The sequence below is a fragment of the Nocardiopsis mangrovi genome (assembly GCF_042653925.1).
Taxonomy (GTDB): Bacteria; Actinomycetota; Actinomycetes; order Streptosporangiales; family Streptosporangiaceae; genus Nocardiopsis_B; species Nocardiopsis_B mangrovi.
Genome location: NZ_JBHSFQ010000001.1, coordinates 205,256 through 221,288, shown reverse-complemented (window position 1 = coordinate 221,288; position 16,033 = coordinate 205,256). Strand labels below are relative to the sequence as shown.

General features: G+C 73.4%; 13 protein-coding genes and 2 tRNA genes. 8 read left to right on the top strand and 7 right to left on the bottom strand.

The window, feature by feature from the left end:
• Positions 1 to 98 precede the first annotated feature (98 nt).
• The 3 genes from ACFO4E_RS01030 to ACFO4E_RS01020 all read left to right on the top strand — a co-directional run bounded on the left by ACFO4E_RS01030 (position 99) and on the right by ACFO4E_RS01020 (position 3,557).
• Positions 99 to 3,122: a UPF0182 family membrane protein gene (locus tag ACFO4E_RS01030; RefSeq protein ID WP_378570553.1), complete on the top strand. Its 3,024-nt coding sequence runs from the start codon at positions 99 to 101 to the stop codon at positions 3,120 to 3,122.
• Between the two features lie 121 nt (positions 3,123 to 3,243).
• Positions 3,244 to 3,320 (top strand) — tRNA-Met (locus ACFO4E_RS01025).
• A gap of 160 nt (positions 3,321 to 3,480) precedes the next feature.
• A tRNA-Met gene (locus tag ACFO4E_RS01020) sits at positions 3,481 to 3,557 on the top strand.
• Positions 3,558 to 3,674: 117 nt separating this feature from the next.
• On the opposite strand, the gene ACFO4E_RS01015 is transcribed toward ACFO4E_RS01020, so the two are convergent.
• The 5 genes from ACFO4E_RS01015 to hisN form a co-directional block, all read right to left on the bottom strand.
• Positions 3,675 to 4,400 carry an ABC transporter ATP-binding protein gene (locus tag ACFO4E_RS01015; RefSeq protein ID WP_378570551.1) on the bottom strand — a complete coding sequence of 242 codons (726 nt, stop codon included), beginning with the start codon at positions 4,398 to 4,400 and terminating at the stop codon, positions 3,675 to 3,677.
• Position 4,401: 1 nt separating this feature from the next.
• A complete protein-coding gene (locus ACFO4E_RS01010) occupies positions 4,402 to 5,466 on the bottom strand; it encodes an efflux RND transporter periplasmic adaptor subunit (protein WP_378570549.1) in 1,065 nt (354 codons plus the stop codon).
• Positions 5,467 to 5,478: 12 nt separating this feature from the next.
• Complete coding sequence (locus tag ACFO4E_RS01005; RefSeq protein ID WP_378570547.1) at positions 5,479 to 6,684, bottom strand: ABC transporter permease; 1,206 nt, start codon at positions 6,682 to 6,684, stop codon at positions 5,479 to 5,481.
• Positions 6,685 to 7,069: 385 nt separating this feature from the next.
• Entirely contained in the window at positions 7,070 to 7,594 is a 525-nt protein-coding gene (locus ACFO4E_RS01000; RefSeq protein WP_378570544.1) for a hypothetical protein, read from the bottom strand.
• A gap of 65 nt (positions 7,595 to 7,659) precedes the next feature.
• Positions 7,660 to 8,466 carry a histidinol-phosphatase gene (gene hisN / locus ACFO4E_RS00995; RefSeq protein ID WP_378570542.1) on the bottom strand — a complete coding sequence of 269 codons (807 nt, stop codon included), beginning with the start codon at positions 8,464 to 8,466 and terminating at the stop codon, positions 7,660 to 7,662.
• A 94-nt stretch (positions 8,467 to 8,560) separates the two neighbouring features.
• Between hisN and ACFO4E_RS00990 the strand changes: the two genes are divergently transcribed.
• The 4 genes from ACFO4E_RS00990 (at position 8,561) to ACFO4E_RS00975 (ending at position 12,850) form a co-directional block, all read left to right on the top strand.
• Positions 8,561 to 9,298, top strand: a complete 738-nt coding sequence (locus ACFO4E_RS00990; protein WP_378570540.1) for a TetR/AcrR family transcriptional regulator — start codon at positions 8,561 to 8,563, stop codon at positions 9,296 to 9,298.
• Positions 9,299 to 9,448: 150 nt separating this feature from the next.
• On the top strand, positions 9,449 to 10,117 hold the full coding sequence (locus ACFO4E_RS00985; RefSeq protein ID WP_378570923.1) for an HAD family hydrolase: 669 nt from the start codon (positions 9,449 to 9,451) through the stop codon (positions 10,115 to 10,117).
• Between the two features lie 193 nt (positions 10,118 to 10,310).
• A complete protein-coding gene (locus tag ACFO4E_RS00980) occupies positions 10,311 to 10,856 on the top strand; it encodes a DUF2087 domain-containing protein (protein WP_378570539.1) in 546 nt (181 codons plus the stop codon).
• A gap of 683 nt (positions 10,857 to 11,539) precedes the next feature.
• Positions 11,540 to 12,850: a YeeE/YedE family protein gene (locus ACFO4E_RS00975; protein WP_378570538.1), complete on the top strand. Its 1,311-nt coding sequence runs from the start codon at positions 11,540 to 11,542 to the stop codon at positions 12,848 to 12,850.
• A 99-nt stretch (positions 12,851 to 12,949) separates the two neighbouring features.
• Here ACFO4E_RS00975 and rsgA read toward each other — a convergent pair whose 3' ends face one another.
• Positions 12,950 to 13,966 (bottom strand): ribosome small subunit-dependent GTPase A, encoded by a 1,017-nt coding sequence (gene rsgA / locus ACFO4E_RS00970; RefSeq protein ID WP_378570537.1) that lies wholly within the window; start codon positions 13,964 to 13,966, stop codon positions 12,950 to 12,952.
• 94 nt (positions 13,967 to 14,060) lie between these two features.
• The gene (aroA, locus tag ACFO4E_RS00965) at positions 14,061 to 15,335 is read right to left on the bottom strand and encodes a 3-phosphoshikimate 1-carboxyvinyltransferase (RefSeq protein ID WP_378570535.1); all 1,275 of its coding nucleotides are present in this window, start codon (positions 15,333 to 15,335) and stop codon (positions 14,061 to 14,063) included.
• Positions 15,336 to 15,453: 118 nt separating this feature from the next.
• On the opposite strand from aroA, the gene ACFO4E_RS00960 reads away from it, so the two are divergent.
• The gene (locus ACFO4E_RS00960; protein WP_378570533.1) at positions 15,454 to 15,945 is read left to right on the top strand and encodes an OsmC family protein; all 492 of its coding nucleotides are present in this window, start codon (positions 15,454 to 15,456) and stop codon (positions 15,943 to 15,945) included.
• Positions 15,946 to 16,033 lie beyond the last annotated feature (88 nt).

The window sequence follows — 16,033 nt, the reverse complement described above, 5'->3', positions numbered from 1 at the left end:
CAATAAGTTGCCCGTACGTAAGGGGACACCCGTCTCACAATTAGCTAGAGCGAGGGGGAGGCGTGAGCTTCCGACCGCCCGGCGCGTCCGCGCCGCGTATGCCTCGTCGATCACGGCTGCTCGCGCCAGTCGTCTTGGTCGTCGCCGTCATCTTCGTGGGGCTGTGGCTGGCCGCGAACTTCTGGACCGACTACAAGTGGTTCGACTCCGTCGGCTATACCTCGGTCTTCCTGACCGAACTGCGGACGCGGGCGCTGCTGTTCGTCTCCGGCGCGATCGTCATGGCGCTCATGGTCGGGGCGAGCATGTACTTCGCCTTCCGGACCCGGCCGCTGGCCCGGCCCGTGAGCCTGGAGCAGCAGGGCCTCGACCGGTACCGGATGTCGATCGACCCGCACCGCAAGCTCTTCTTCTGGCTGATCGTGGCCGGGCTCGGGCTGCTGACCGGAGTGTCGGCCAGCGGTGACTGGGGCGTCTTCCTCCAGTTCGCCAACTCCACCGAGTTCGGAGTCGAGGACCCGCAGTTCGGCACCGACGTCTCCTTCTACACCTTCGTCTACCCGTTCCTGCGGGTGGTGCTGGGCTACCTGTTCGCGGCCGTGATCCTGGCGTTCATCGCCGCGCTGGTCGTGCACTACCTCTACGGCGGTGTGCGCCTCCAGGGCCAGGGCCAGCGCGCCACCCCCGCGGCGCGGGTGCACCTGTCGGTGCTGCTCGGCGGGTTCGTGCTGCTGAAGGCCGCGGCCTACTGGCTCGACCAGTACGGCCTGGTGTTCTCCAACCGCGGCTACGCGTTCGGCGCCGCCTACACCGATGTCAACGCCGTCCTCTACGCCAAGATCATCCTCGCGATGATCTCGGTCGTCTGCGCGGCGCTGTTCTTCGCCAACATCTACTTCAAGAACGCCATGGTGCCGTTCGCCAGCCTCGCGCTCCTGGTGCTGTCGTCGGTCCTGATCGGCGGGCTCTGGCCGCTGATCGTCCAGCAGTTCCAGGTGAGCCCGAACGAGCAGCGCGTCGAGCGCCCGTTCATCCAGCGCAACATCGAGGCGACGCGCGAGGCATACGACGTCGCCGATGTCGAGGTCGTCGACTACGACGCCCAGACCCAGCTCACCCCCGAGCAGCTGGCGGAGGAGGCCGCGACCATCCCCAGCGTCCGGCTGCTCGACCCCTCCGTGGTCTCCCAGACCTTCCAGCAGATGCAGCAGGTCCGCGGCTTCTACCAGTTCCCCGATGTGCTGGACGTCGACCGGTACCAGGACCCCGAGGGCAACAACGTCGACACCGTCGTCGCGGTTCGCGAACTGAGCGGACCGCCCGAGGACCAGAACAACTGGCTGACCCGGCACACCGTGTACACGCACGGGTTCGGCATCGTCGCGGCGGCCGGCAACCAGGTCGACACCGAGGGCCGGCCGGTCTTCACCGAGTACAACATCCCGCCCACCGGCGAGCTGTCGGAGGTCACCGGCGAGTACGAGCCGCGGATCTACTTCGGCCGCGAGGGCGCCGAATACGTGATCGTCAACGCGGAGCCCGAGTACGACTTCCCGCTCGGGGGCTCCACGGAGGACGTTCCCACCACCGAGGACGCAGCCGACCCGACCCCCTCCGCCTCGCCCGAGGCCGACAACGCCAACCCCCCGGCCAGTGGGGACCAGAGCGCCGAAGCCGACGCCGACGCCGAGCAGAGTCCCGACCCCGAGGCGAGCCCCGGAGCCGGCGCCGAGGCCGGCGAGGGCGACGCGAACAGCACGGGGCAGCAGACCAACCACTACGACGGCGACGGCGGGGTGCGGCTCAGCAGCTTCTTCGACCGCATCCTCTACGCCATCAAGTACCAAGAGATGGACATCCTGCTCAACAACGCCATCACGTCGGAGTCGCAGATCATCTACGATCGCGACCCCGTCCAGCGCGTCGAGCAGGTGGCCCCGTTCCTCACCACCGACAGCAGGCCCTACCCGGCCATCGTCGACGGCAAGGTCCAGTGGATCGTCGACGCCTACACGACCACCAACGGCTACCCCTACGCCAACCGCATCGACTTCGCCGACGCCACTGAGGACACGTTCACCCAGGGCAACAACACGGTCGACTCGCTGCCGGGCAACCAGGTCAACTACATCCGCAACTCGGTCAAGGCCACCGTTGACGCCTACGACGGCACGGTCACCCTGTACGGGTGGGACGAGGAGGACCCCGTCCTCCAGACGTGGTCCAAGGCGTTCCCCGGGATCATCACCGAGCGCGATGAGATCGACGCCGAGCTGCTGTCCCACCTGCGCTACCCGGACGACCTGGTGAAGGTGCAGCGGGAGATCCTGAGCCGCTACCACATCACCGACGCCGACGCCTTCTACGGCGGCCAGGACTTCTGGACCGTTCCCAACGACCCCACGAGCGAGGAGGGCGAGGGCGCCCGCCCCGAGCCGCCGTACCGGCAGACGATCCGGTTCCCCGGCGACGACCGGGCATCCTTCTCCGTGACCTCGACCTTCGTGCCGCGGGAGCGGGAGAACCTGGCGGCGTTCATGGCGGTCGACAGCGATCCGACCTCCGACAACTACGGCCAGTTGCGGGTGCTCAACCTGCCGCAGGACACGGTTGTCCTGGGGCCGGGCCAGGTGCAGTCGCAGTTCCAGGCCGACAGCAATATCCGCGACGTCCTCCTGCCCCTGCAGCAGAACGACCAGTCGCGGATCATCAATGGCAACCTGCTGACGCTGCCGTTCGCCGACGGCCTGCTGTACGTGGAGCCCCTCTACGTGCAGGCCGAGGGGAGCGACAGCTCCTATCCGCTGCTCCAGCAGGTCATGGTCGGGTTCGGCGAGGAGGTCGCCATCGGCGGCAACCTCCAAGAGGCGCTGAACAACCTCTTCGCGGGGGGTGAGGGCCCGCTCGACGAATCGGGTGACCAGCCGCCCGCCGAGAACGAGGGCGACGCCGGCGGCGATGCCGCGGGCGGCGACCTCGCCGACGCGCTGGCCGAGGCCGCGGACGCCTACCAGGAGGGGCAGGACGCCCTCCAGGAGGGCGACTTCACGGCCTACGACGAGGCCAACGACCGCCTCGCCGACGCGCTGGAGCGCGCCGAGCAGGCCGCGGGCGAGAGCTAGCGCCCAGGCCGCGTACCACCGCCGTGCGGCGGGGCACCGCCCCGCCGCACGGCACGCCCCGCGGCCCCGGTAAACGATTTGGTGTTACCGCCCCGGGGGCGCTAGTCTGAAGACACACCGACGCGGGGTGGAGCAGTTCGGTAGCTCGCTGGGCTCATAACCCAGAGGTCGCAGGTTCAAATCCTGTCCCCGCTACCAAAACGAAGAGGCCCGGTTTCCCGAAAAGGGAAACCGGGCCTTTTCCGTTCGGCGGTGCCGGCCGCGCCGGTGGGTCCGAGCTGGAGCGGACACGCCGCGGCGCCGTGCTCGGGCCGATTTGGTGCCGGGGCCGGATCGCGCTACTATAAAGACACACCGACGCGGGGTGGAGCAGTTCGGTAGCTCGCTGGGCTCATAACCCAGAGGTCGCAGGTTCAAATCCTGTCCCCGCTACCAAAACGAAGAGGCCCGGTTTCCTGAAAAGGAGACCGGGCCTCTTCCGTGTCTCCGTGATGTGCCGGGTCCGTGCGCGGCCCTTGGGCCGGGAGCGGCCCCTGTCACGCGGCCGGACGGTCAGACCGTCCGGCCCTCCACGATGCCGACCGTCCGGTCGGCCACCGCGGCCACATTGGGGTCGTGGGTGACCACCACGACCGCCGCCCCGCGGCTGCGCGCCTGGCCGAGCAGCTGCTCCATGATCATCTCGCTGCTGGCGGCGTCCAGGGCGCCCGTGGGCTCGTCGGCGAGGATGAGCGAGGGGTCGCGGCTCAGTGCCCGCGCGAGCGCCACACGCTGCTGCTCACCGCCGGAGAGCTGGTGCGGGTAGGAGGAGAGCCGGTGGCCCAGGCCGACCGCTGTCAGCAGCTCCTTGGCCACGGCGCGGCGGCGCACCAGCGGCACACCGCCCAGCACCATCGGCACCCCCACGTTGGCCAGCGCCGTACGCCGGTCGAGCAGGTGGAACTGCTGGAAGACGAACCCGATGCCCTCGTTGCGCAGCCGCGCCCGCCCGCCCTCGCGCAGCCGGGTCACGTCGACCCCGTCGAAGACGTGCTCGCCGGCGTCGGCCGTGTCGAGCAGGCCGAGCACGTTGAGGAGGGTGGACTTGCCCGACCCCGATTGGCCGACGATCGCGACCACCTCGCCGCGGCCCACCTCCATGGAGCAGTCGTCCAGGACCCGGAGCACCGCGCCCGAGACGGTGAACTCCCGGCGCAGCCCGCTCACCCGCAGCAGGCTGTCGGCGTGGCGGCCCCGGGCCAGGAGGCGCCCGGCGCGGGGGGAGGTGAAGGCCGACATCTCAGAAGCCCCCGTCCATCATCGGGCCGTCCTCGGCAGAGGCCCCGGACTCCGACGGGACGTCGAACTCCTCCTCCAGCGGAACCGGGTCCAGGACCTGGTCGTCGAGCGTCAGGCCGTCGGTGACCTCCACCATCGTGCCGTCGGAGACGCCCAGCTCCACCTCGCGCGGCTCCTCGGTGCCGTCCTCGCCGACCACGATGACCTCGCCCTGGTCGATGCTGCCGCGCAGGGCGGTCAGGGGCACCAGGAGCGCGTTCTCGGCCCGGCCGGTGACCACCGAGAGCTTGCCCTGCACACCGGGGAAGACCTGGAGCGAGTCGGGTACCCGGCAGTGCAGCTCGGCGGTCGCCTCCGCCCCGCCGTCGCTCTCGCCGCCCATCATGTAGGGGTCGCCGCCGGCCTCCTCGTCGTTCCCGCTCTGGGCGGTCTCCTCGCTGATCTCACCCAGCGACAGGAACTCGCACGCCTCGGCGGCGGGACCCTGGTCGATCTTGAGCATGATCTCGCGCGGGTCGTCGTAGAACCGGTAGAGGTCGTTGGGCGGGATGGCGGCGACCGCGCGGAACTCGTCCTGGGTGATCCGCGCGACCGCGGTCCCGGGCTCGACCGGGTCGCCCACGGCGAGGTCGTCGAGCCCGTCGACGGTGCCGGAGGCCGGTGCGGTCAGGGCCACCGATTCGGTCGCCGGGGCGCCGCCGCCTCCACCGTCCGCGTCGTCGCCCCCACCGGTCCCGCCGTCACCGGCGACGGTGACGGACACGATGGGCGCGCCCTCCTCCACCGCCTGGCCGTCGGCCACCCAGAGCCGGGAGACCTCGCCGGCCTCCTTCGGCTCCACCGCGGACGCCGCGTCGGCGCGCACGGTGGCGTCCAGGACCACCTGGGAGTCGATCTCGCCGCGTTCCACGGGGACCGGTGCGCTCTCGGTCACCAGCGCCGTACCGTCCTCGGGCATGAGGCCGTCGTCGCTCCCGCCGGTCGGCCCGCCGAGCAGCATGTAGCCCCCGCCCGCCAGCCCGGCGAGGACGGCCGGCACGACGCCGGCGATGATCCACTTCTTCACGCGATTCCGCTCCTATTCCCGCAGCCCGGCCACCACGGACGCCCTGAGCGCCCGCCAGGCGGGGATGACTCCGGCCAGCAGCCCGACGGCCGCGGCGCTGCCCAGGCCGACGAGCACGGCCTGGAAGGGTACGTACACCGCCACATCGGGCGGGAGAAAGTCGGTGGCCAGGGCGTCGGCCGCCGCCGCCAGCCCGTAGCAGGACGCCAGCGCGATCACCCCGGCCACCAGCGACACCACAACGGATTCGGTGACCACGGCGACGAACAGGGTCAGCCGGCTCGCGCCCAGCGCCCGGTAGGTCGCCAGCTCCCGGCGCCGCTCCCGGACGGTCACCAGGCCGACGTTGAGCACGCCGAGGAGCCCGGTGGTCAGGGTGACACCCGCGATGCCGAAGAGCCCGAGGGAGAGGTAGAACAGGAGCTGCTCGACCTCGTCGGCCCCGTCGACGCGGTAGACCGAGAGCGTCTCGGGGTCGTCCACCCCCCACCGCCAGGCGGCGGTGGCCAGGCGCGACCGGATCGCCTCCTCGTCGGCGTCCCCGGGGTCGACCCGCACGGCGTAGGTGAGCTGGGTGCCCGCGCCGCCCAGTTCGGTGCCGGGGTAGGCGATGTCGGCCGACGCCGGCGAGCGCAGCAGGTAGGCGCTGCTCCACCCGGAGTCCATGGCGGTGCCCTCGACCACTCCGACGATGCGGACGTCGCGCCACTCCGACGTGCCGATCTGGATGTCGGCGGAGTCGCCGATCTGGTCGGCCAGGACCTCGTTCACGACGAGTACGGGCGCCAGCGACGCGGTGTCCCCCTCGGTGAACCAGCGGCCCTCCCGCATGTTCAGGCGGCGGATGTCACCGAGTTCGGCGTCGACGACGGTCGTATCGACATCGGGGATCACCTGGTCGCCGGAGCGCACCACGACCGAGCCCGACGGGAAGCCGACGAGTGAGACCGCCTCGCCGCCCGCGCGGCGGAGGTCGGTCTCCAGGGCCTCGACGTCGGACACCTCGGCCATGAGATCGACCTGCATGGTCGCCGCGACACCGAAGTTCGCCTCCGTGTAGGAGGTGGCGAAGCGCTCCCCGGTGTCCCCGGCCGTGACGACGGTGATGAGCGCGCCGATCCCGACCACGATGCCCGCGCACGACAGGATCGTGCGGGAGACATTGGCGCGGGAGCCGGCGAAGGCCAGCACGATGCCGGCGATGAGGGAACGCAGCAAGCCGTCGGCCTTTCTGCATGGGGGGCAGGCGGCGCGTGGGGGATCCGCACACTGAAGACGTCATCGCATCGGCCGGCCGAAACGGTTCATTCTTCGTGCGGAGAAACGCGCATCCGCGAGTGTGGCGGGCCCAACGGCGGGGCGAACCGCCGATTCGACGGCTTTCCGCGACGGCGAACGGGGCGTTCGGCTCCGGGGCGCGCGGGCAGATGACGTCCGACCGCGACGGCGGGCGGCGGCGCACCTTCGACGGGGCGGACGGCCCCGGCCCGGCCGCGGGGCCCTGCTGCCGGGCCGGGGCCAGGGGCGGGACCGGGGCGGCAGCGGGAGGATCCGGCGGACGCGGGACGGGGCGGGCTGACAGGGACGGACGCGGGCGCGGCGGTCAGCCGATGCGGAAGCCGTCGCAGGAGATGAAGGCGGAGTCGGAGTCCCCGCTCGTCCAGATGACCGTGTAGGTGCCCTCGCCCGGTTCCCCGGGCGCGGCCTCGAACCCGGACGGGAACGCCAGTTGCGCCCACCCGTCGCCGGCGGCGGTCGTGGCGGCGTCGTAGCGGTCGCCGTCGGGGGTGACCACCTGCGCGCTCACCGCGGTCTCGCCGGAGCCCTCGGTGTCGCGGAGCCGGAGGTCGGCGTCCTCGCCGGCCGGGACCTCCTCGCGCGGGGCGGAGGTCTCCCAGGCGCCGGGGGCATCGCCTTGGAGTAGCGGGGCGCAGGCGACGGTGTCGGGGTCGAAGGCCAGCTCGGTGAGGTCGGCCTCGGCGGCGCCCGGGGACGCCTCGGGCGCGATCATCGCCTCCAGCTCGCTCTGCGACGGCCCGGTGTCGCCGCCGCAGGCGGTGACCAGCAGAGACCCGGCCAGGGCCGCGGGGAGCAGGAGGAAACGGGGGAGGTGCGGGAGATCGGACACGTGCGGCACCTTACTACGGGTTCCGTGGATCCGTTCGCGAAACCTCCGTTCCGTGTGGAGACCGGTCACGTGAGCCGCAACGGGGTGGGGCCGCCGTTGAGCCAGGTGAGCACCTGGCTGTGCAGCGCCCCATTGGTGCACACCAGCGAGCCGCCGTCGGTGAAGTCCTGTCCGCGCAGGTCGGTGGCCCGTCCGCCCGCCTCTTCCAGGATCACCGAGAGCGGGGCGGCGTCCCACAGCGACAGCTCGGGCTCAGCGGAGATGTCCACGGCCCCCTCCGCCACCATGACGTGGGACCAGAAGTCGCCGTAGGCGCGCGTCCGCCAGACCGCGCGGGTGAGGCCGAGGAAGGAGTCGAGCCGCTGCTGCTGCTCCCACTCCGACAGCTCGGAGAACGACAGGGAGGCGTCGCCCAGCTCCGTGACCCGCGAGACCGCGCAGCGGCTGGCCTTGGTCAGGCTGCGCCCGGTCCAGCTGCCGCTGCCCTTCGACGCCCACCAGCGGCGGGTCAGAGCGGGGGCCGAGACCACCCCCAGGACGGGGCGGTCGTGCTCCAGCAGGGCGATGAGGGTGGCCCAGACGGGCACACCCCGCACGTAGTTCTTGGTGCCGTCGATGGGGTCCACGACCCACACGCGGTGGCTGTTGCCCGTCTTTCCGTACTCCTCGCCCAGGACCGCATCGCGGGGGCGGGCACGGGAGAGGACGCCGCGCAGCGTCTCCTCGACGGATCGGTCGGCCTCGGTGACAGGGGTGAGATCCGGTTTGGTGTCGACCTTGAGATCGAGTGCCCGGAAGTGCTTGAGGGAGATGTCGTCGGCCGCGTCGGCGAGGACGTGGGCGAGACGCAGATCATCGTCAAAGGACGCCATGGCCGGTAACGCTACCTTCCCGCGTCCCGGGGCGAGCCGACGGCACTCCCGCGTGACCAGAGTGTTAGCCGCGGGGCGTGGCACTATGGGGCCCATGACACCCGGGAGCCCGCGGCCCGCACCCCGTGCCGCCGCTGCCCGCACCCCTGAGACCGGCCCGGGCGGGACGGCGTCCCCGGAGGCGACGGCCGGCCCGGGTGGAGCAGAGCCCCCGACCGCGACGGCCGCCCCGGGCGAGGCGGCCGGCTCCGACGGCGCGGCCGCCGGCGGAGGTGTGCGCGGCCGGCTCATCGACGCCGCCTATACCGGCGTCGTGGCCGGGCACTGGTCCCGGATGCGCATGGCCGACATCGCCGCGGACGCGGGGGTCTCCCGGCAGACCCTCTACAACGAGTTCGGCAGCAAGGAAGGGCTGCTGCAGGCGGTCGTGGTCCGCGAGGCGAACGGGTTCCTCGACGGTGTCATGGACATCCTCACGGGCCATGACGACCACGTGCCGGGCGCGGTGGGAGCCGCGACGCGCTGGACCCTGCGCGCCACGGCCGGCAACCCGCTCTGGCGCGCGATCATCACCGGCGACGCCGCGATGCTGCCCGTGCTCACCACCCGCGCCGAGCCCCTCCACGTCGAACTGGGCAAGCGGATGACCGGCCACCTCCGCGCCACCCACCCCGATCTCGGGGGCCATGCTGAGGCCATCGCCGAGGTCGCCCTGCGGCTCACCATGTCCTACATCCTCCTCCCCACCGACCCCGACCAGGCCGCCGACCGGGTCGAGATGGCCGTGAGCGGCATGTTCCGCACGGTCGCGGACCGCACCGGTGGGCTTTAGGGCGCGCCACGCCGGGGGCGGACCGCTCATCGCGTGCGCGCCGGGGGAGACTGGGTTCCCGTGACCTCTTCATCTTCCGTGCCCTCAGCCGCATCGCCGTCCACCGCGCCCGCGGACGGCCGCTACCCGTCGCCGGAGCCGCCGGCGTTCCTGTTCGACCTGGACGGGACGCTGATCGACAGCGTCTACCAGCACGTGATCGCATGGCGTGCCGCCCTGTCCCGGATGGGCATCGACCTCGCCGTGTGGCGCATCCACCGGCGTATCGGCATGAGCGGCGGCCTGTTCGTCTCGGCCCTGATGCGCGAGACCGGGCGGCGGCTGACGGCCGGACAGGTCGAGGAGCTCCAGGCGGCGCACGCCGAGGAGTTCCTGCGGCAGCACGACACCGTCCGGCCGCTGCCGGGCGCCGCCGAGCTCCTCCGCCATCTCACCGAGCGCGGGGTGAAGTGGGCCATCGCCACCAGCGGCCGCCGCCGGACCGCGGGCCGCTCGCTGGAGCTGCTGGGGCTGCCCGCCGACACCCCCATGATCACCCGCGACCTGGTCCGGCACGCCAAGCCCGACCCCGACCTGTTCCTCGCGGCGGCGGCCCATCTCGGCGTCGACCCGAGCCAGGCGATGGTGGTCGGCGACAGCGTCTGGGACCTCCTGGCCGCCCGCAGGGCCGGGGCGCTCGGCGTGGGCGTGCTCTCGGGCGGCTACGGGCGCGACGAGCTGGAACGCACCGGCGCCTTCCGCGTCTACACCGACGTCGGCGACATGCTCGACCGCCTGGACGAACTGGGCGTCCGCGGCGCCGGCGACCTGGACCGGTGAACCGGGACATCCGGTGCACGCTCCCCGGGGCGTGCGCCGGACCGGCCGCACCCGCCCGCGGGGAGCGCGGCCGGGGACGCACCCCGGCCCGAGGCGGCCCGGGCCGGCGGCGTGCGGCGGGTCGGGGGCGCCGGCGGCGGATGTGCGGCGGGCCGGGGGTGACGCGGGGCGCTCGCTCTGCTTCCATGAACCCATGCCCGCTGGCGAACCGCTCCGGCTCCTCAGCCTGCTGAGCGCTCCTGAACGGCTGCGGATCTTCTCCGCCGTGGTGCTCGGGGCCACGACCACCGACGACGCCGCCGAGCGCGCCGGCATCCCGGTGCGTGAGGCTCTGCGATGCCTGGGCCGCCTGGAACGGGGCGGCCTGGTGGAGCGCCGCGGCGCGCGCTGGGCGGCCAGACCCGATGTCCTGGGCGACGCGGTGGCCGCCGCGTCCGCCCCCGATCCGTCGGACCTCGCCGAGGAGGACGGCGACGAGGCGGACTCGGCGGTGGCCGCGTTCACCCGCGACGGGCACATCGTGGCGCTTCCGGTCCGGCGGTCCGAGCGGCTGGTCCTGCTCGACCACGTGGCGCGCGCCTTCGAGCCCGGCGTCCGCTACGCCGAAGCGGAGGTCAACGCCGTCCTCCGGTCCATCTCCACCGACCACGCCACGCTCCGCCGCTCCCTGGTCGACGAGGGCTTCCTCGACCGCGACACCGGCCACTACTGGCGCTGCGGCGGCACAGTGGACGTGTGAGCCCCGGGCCGCGCGGGACGGGGCCGCGTCGGGTCCGGGCCCGGTGCGCCGCGGCGCGCGGTGCCGGGGATCGGTGCAGTCGCGCGAACCGGGGGTTCCCGGCCGGCTTCGCGGGAAGCGTGGGATCGCCGCTGCGGGGCGGCGGGTTCCGGTGGATGCCGCGGTGCGTCCGTCGGCCGCATGCGTCCGTGCGTGCGGCCGGGCAGCGTTGTGCCGGGACGGTGGGTGGGGGGCGATCCTTTGTCGGGTGTCCGTTGCGACGTATTCTGATGTCGTATGTCCGGTCCGACGCGTTTCCTGCGCATGGTGTTGATCTCCATGTCGCTCACGAGCACCGATGACGGCCTGTGTTGCCGCCGGTGCCGCTGTCGCGTGCGCTGATGCGGTCCGCCGGCCGCTGACCGCCGGCCTCACTCTTTTTCCTCCCGTGCCGCTGACACCGTCGTCGCGGCACCCTTCCCGGCCCTGTTCACGTGTGCGACCGGGCCCGCCCTCGGCGCGGCACCCGGCCCGGGGCGGGCCCGGCCCCCCGGAACGGCCGGCCACCGTCCCGAAGGCGCCATCCCGCACACGCCCACCATCGCCTGAACACGCCCACCATCGCCTGAACACGCCCACCATCGCCCGAACACGCACACCTTCTCCCGGCCGCCGCCGGGAGGTGTCCCCGCAAGGAGATCACCGTGACGGCACCCGCCACGCCCCCCGATACCACCGGTGTCCCCGGAACGGCACCGCCCGCCTCGCTGGCGGCGCGCCTGCTGTTCCACAACGCCCTTTCCGCCCCGCCGCCCGTCGCCCCCCGGCCGGAGCCGGTCCGCTGGGTGCCCCTGGCCGTCGCGCTCGCCGGCCTCGCCGCGCTCGCCGCCTTCGTCGGCGCCCAGCACGGCACCCGCCAGGCGGTCCTGCTGCTGCTGGGCGGCGGGCTCGGGCTGGCGCTCTTCCACTCCCGGTTCGGGTTCACCTCGGCCTGGCGGCAGCTCGTCGCGGTCGGCAACGGCTCCGGGCTGCGCGCCCACGCCCTGCTGCTCGGCGCCACCGCAACCCTGTTCGCGCTGGTCATCGGTACGGGAACGGGCCTGTTCGGCAGTGTCCCCGCGCCCTCGGCCGGGCCGATCGGCATCGCGCTGTTCCTCGGCGCGTTCCTCTTCGGGATCGGCATGCAGCTGGGCGGGGCCTGCGCCTCCGGCACGCTGTTCGCCGTGGGCTCGGGCCAGTCCGCCATCCTGGTCACGCTGGGCGGCTTCATCGCCGGATCGGTCATCTACAGTGCCGCCTGGCCCCTCGTGGCCGACCTGCCGGCACTGCCCCCGTTCCTGCTCGCCGACCACGTGGGCTGGGGCGGGTCCTGGGCGATCACCGTCGCCCTGCTCGCCGCGCTGGTGGTCGGCACCCGCGTCGTGCAGAACCGGCGCACCCCGCCGCCCGTGGGAGCGGTGCCCAGCGCCTCCGGCGCCGCCCGTATCCTGCGCGGCAGCTGGCCGATGCTGGTGGGCGCGCTCGTCCTCGCCGTCCTGGGCGCGGCGGTGCTGCTGGTCTCCGGCGGCGCCTGGGGGATCACCAGCGCGTTCAACCTGTGGGGCGCGAAGTTCCTCCAGCTCATCGGCCTGCACCCCGAGACATGGGCGTTCTGGCGGCAGCCCGACCAGGCGGCGCAGCTCGCCGGGCCGGTCCTCGCCGACAAGAACAGCCTGACCGACATCGGCATCATCCTCGGCGCGGCCATCGCCGCGGCGGCGGCCGGAGCCTGGAAGCTGCACACCGGGCTGCGCTGGAACACCGTGGCCGCCGGCATCGTCGGCGGGATCCTGATGGGGATCGGGGCCCGGCTCGCGGGCGGCTGCAACATCGGCGCCTACCTGGCGGGCATCGCCTCGGGCAGCCTGCACGGCTGGCTCTGGGCCGTCGCGGCGATCGCCGGGACCTGGGTCGGGCTGCACGCCCGGTCGCTGTTCGGCCTGGCCAACCCGAAGCCCGGCGACAGCGTCTGCTGATCCGATTCCGGTCGTCCTGCGCCCGGCCGGTCCCCGGCCGGTCCCCGGCCGGGCTCCCCTCCGGGCGCGTCGCGGCCGGCCGCTCCCGGCGGACCGTTCCTAGGGTGCTTCGGGCTGGGGCGACGGCTCCGGGTGGTCGTCGCCCTCGCGGCTGCTGAGGAGGCGGCGCAGGGAGGCCACGCGAGCGGGGTCCAGGCGGCCTTCGGCGAGCCAGACGTCCAGGGCGCAGCCGGGGGTGCCCGCCGTATGCGGGCAGCCCGGCGGGCACTCGGCGACGGCGTCGTCCAGTTCGGGGAAGCCCGCCACGACGTCGCCGGGGCTGATGTGCGCCAGGCCGAAGCTGCGCACCCCGGGGGTGTCGACGATCCAGCCGCCCTCCACCGGCAGCGCGACGGCCGAGGTCGAGGTGTGCCGGCCGCGCCCCGTGACCGGGTTGACGTGCCCCACCGCGCGCTCGGCCGCGGGCACCAGCAGGTTCACCAGGGTCGACTTGCCGACGCCGGACGAGCCCACCAGGACGCTCACCCGGCCCGACAGCCGCTCGACCAGCGGCCCGAGGTCACCGTCGCGGCGGGTGACCACCGAGCGCAGGTGCAGCGCCGAGTAGGTGTCGAGCAGGTCGCCGGGGTCGCCGAGGTCGGCTTTCGTCAGGCAGAGCAGGGGTTCCAGCCCGGCGTCGTAGGCCGCGACCAGGCAGCGGTCGATGAAGCGCGGCTGCGGGTCGGGGTCGGCCAGGGCGCACACGATGACGAGCTGGTCGGCGTTGGCGACGATGACGCGCTCGACGGGGTCGGTGTCGTCGGCCGTACGCCGCAGGACCGAGGCACGTTCCTCGACCCGCACCACGCGTGCCAGCGTGTCGGGGCGCCCCGAGAGGTCGCCGACCAGCGCGACCCGGTCGCCCACCACGATGCTGCCCCGGCCCAGCTCGCGCGCCTTCATCGCGACCACCGGACGGTCGCCCACCAGGCACCGGTAGCGGCCGCGGTCGACCGCGGTGACGAACCCCTCGACCGCGTCCTCGTGCTTGGGGCGGGTCCGGGTACGCGGGCGCGATCCGCCGCGCGCGCGGACCCGCACGTCGTCCTCGTCGATGTAGCGCCGTCCGCGGGTCATGGGGCCGCCCCCTCGGCCGGCCGGCACCGTGGCGCGGGTGCCCGCCCGGACACCGTCGCGGGACCGGTGGCGGCGCCGGGGCGCGCGGCGCGGGTCATGCCACGGCCTTCGCCCAGAGGGCGGGGAAGTCCGGCAGGGTCTTGCCGGTGGTCGCGATGTTCTCCACCTCCACTCCGGGCACCGCGAGGCCGATCACCGCTCCGGACGTGGCCATCCGGTGGTCGTCGTAGCTGTGGAACACACCGCCGCGCAGGGTGCTCGGCCGGATCGCCAGGCCGTCGGGAAGTTCCTCGGCGTCACCGCCGAGGCGGTTGATCTCACGGACCAGGGCGGCGATCCGGTCGGTCTCGTGGCGCCGCAGGTGCGCGATGCCGGTGAGGCGCGACGGGGAGCCCGCGAGCGCGGCGACCGCGGCGATGGTCGGGGTCAGCTCGCCCACCTGCCGGAGGTCGGCCGTGATCCCGCGGATGTCGCCGGTGCCGCGCACGGTCAGTCCCTCGGCCCCGAGGGTGACCTCGCCCCCCATATCGGCGAACAGCCCCCGCAGCGCGTCGCCCGGCTGCGTGGTGTGCTCCGGCCACCCGGAGACGGTCACCCGCCCGCCCGTGACCAGCGCCGCGGCCAGGAACGGAGCGGCGTTGGAGAGGTCGGGCTCGACGACGACCTCGCCGGCCTCGACCGGCCCCGGCGCCACCCGCCACACGTCGGGGGTGGCGGTGTCGACGTCGACCCCCGCCGCGCGCAGCATGGCGGCGGTCATGTCCAGGTGCGGCTGCGAGGGGACCGGGGGCCCGGAGTGCCGGACCTCGACGCCCTCGGTGAAGCGGGCCCCGCTGAGCAGCAGTGCCGAGATGAACTGGGAGGAGCCCGAGGCGTCGACGGTGACCGTGCCGCCGCGGACCTCGCCGGTGCCGCGGACGACCAGCGGCAGCGCGCCCCGCCCGGCGTCGTCGATGCCGGCGCCCAGCGCGCGCAGGGCGTCGAGCAGCGGGCCGACGGGCCGTTCGCGCGCCCGGGGGTCGCCGTCGAAGCGCACCTCTCCGTCGGCCAGCGCGGCAACCGGCGGCACGAAGCGCATGACGGTCCCGGCGTTGCCGACGTCGACGGCGGCCGGGCCGTGCGGCGGAGCGGGGGTGACCACCCAGTCGGCGCCGGAGTCGGTGATACCGATGCCCAGCGAGCGCAGCGCCGCCGCCATGAGGTCGGTGTCGCGGCTGCGCAGTGGGGCGCGCACCACACTCGGTGTCGCCGACAGCGCCGCGATGATCAGGGCGCGGTTGGTCATCGACTTCGAGCCGGGCAGGCTCACGGTGGCGTCGACGGGTCCGGCGGCCGCCGGAGCCGGCCAGTGCGGTGCGGAATTCTGCATGGTCCAAGGTTATCCGTCCACCGTGCGGGGGCCGTCGGAAACGCAGCAGGGCGGGTAGGCGAACCTGGAGGCGGGTGGCCCGCAGCGGGGCGGGCCCGAGACGACGGGGGTGACCGCGATGGCCGACAAGGCACACCGCTACGAGGTCCGCACGCGCTGGACGGGCAACACCGGATCGGGGACCGCGACGTACCGGGGCTACGGCCGCGACCACGACGTCGAGGCCGACGGGCGCCCCCTGCTCCGGGGATCGGCCGACTCCGCCTTCCGGGGCGACCCCGAGCGGTGGAATCCCGAGGACCTGCTCGTGGCCGCGCTCAGCGAGTGCCACATGCTGTCCTTCCTGTCGCTCTCGGTGGCGGCCGGGGTCAACGTGGTCGCCTACGAGGACACCGCCACGGCGGAGATGGTGACGCACGCCGATTCGTCGGGGGAGTTCACCGAGGCCGTCCTGCACCCGGTCGTGACCGTCGCTGAGGAGGGCATGGTCGAGGCGGCCCGCGTGCTGCACGCGAAGGCCCACGAGAAGTGCTTCATCGCCCGCTCCGTGGCCTTCCCGGTGCGCAACGAGCCGGTCGTCCGGGCCGCCGCCGGGACCCCGGAGGCGTGACGGCGGGCCGGACCCGCCGGCCGGCGGGTCCGGCCCGCGCCGTGCGTCGCCAGAGGGCCGGGGCCCGGGCCCGGGCCGGTGGAGGCGT

Excerpts from the sequence above, each read along its gene's own strand:
- rsgA (WP_378570537.1), bottom strand. The coding sequence starts at position 13,966 with ATGACCCGCGGACGGCGCTACATCGACGAGGACGACGTGCGGGTCCGC.
- ACFO4E_RS00960 (WP_378570533.1), top strand. The coding sequence starts at position 15,454 with ATGGCCGACAAGGCACACCGCTACGAGGTCCGCACGCGCTGGACGGGC.
- aroA (WP_378570535.1), bottom strand. The coding sequence starts at position 15,335 with ATGCAGAATTCCGCACCGCACTGGCCGGCTCCGGCGGCCGCCGGACCC.
- hisN (WP_378570542.1), bottom strand. The coding sequence starts at position 8,466 with ATGGCGTCCTTTGACGATGATCTGCGTCTCGCCCACGTCCTCGCCGAC.
- ACFO4E_RS00980 (WP_378570539.1), top strand. The coding sequence starts at position 10,311 with ATGCCCGCTGGCGAACCGCTCCGGCTCCTCAGCCTGCTGAGCGCTCCT.
- ACFO4E_RS00990 (WP_378570540.1), top strand. The coding sequence starts at position 8,561 with ATGACACCCGGGAGCCCGCGGCCCGCACCCCGTGCCGCCGCTGCCCGC.
- ACFO4E_RS01030 (WP_378570553.1), top strand. The coding sequence starts at position 99 with ATGCCTCGTCGATCACGGCTGCTCGCGCCAGTCGTCTTGGTCGTCGCC.
- ACFO4E_RS01015 (WP_378570551.1), bottom strand. The coding sequence starts at position 4,400 with ATGTCGGCCTTCACCTCCCCCCGCGCCGGGCGCCTCCTGGCCCGGGGC.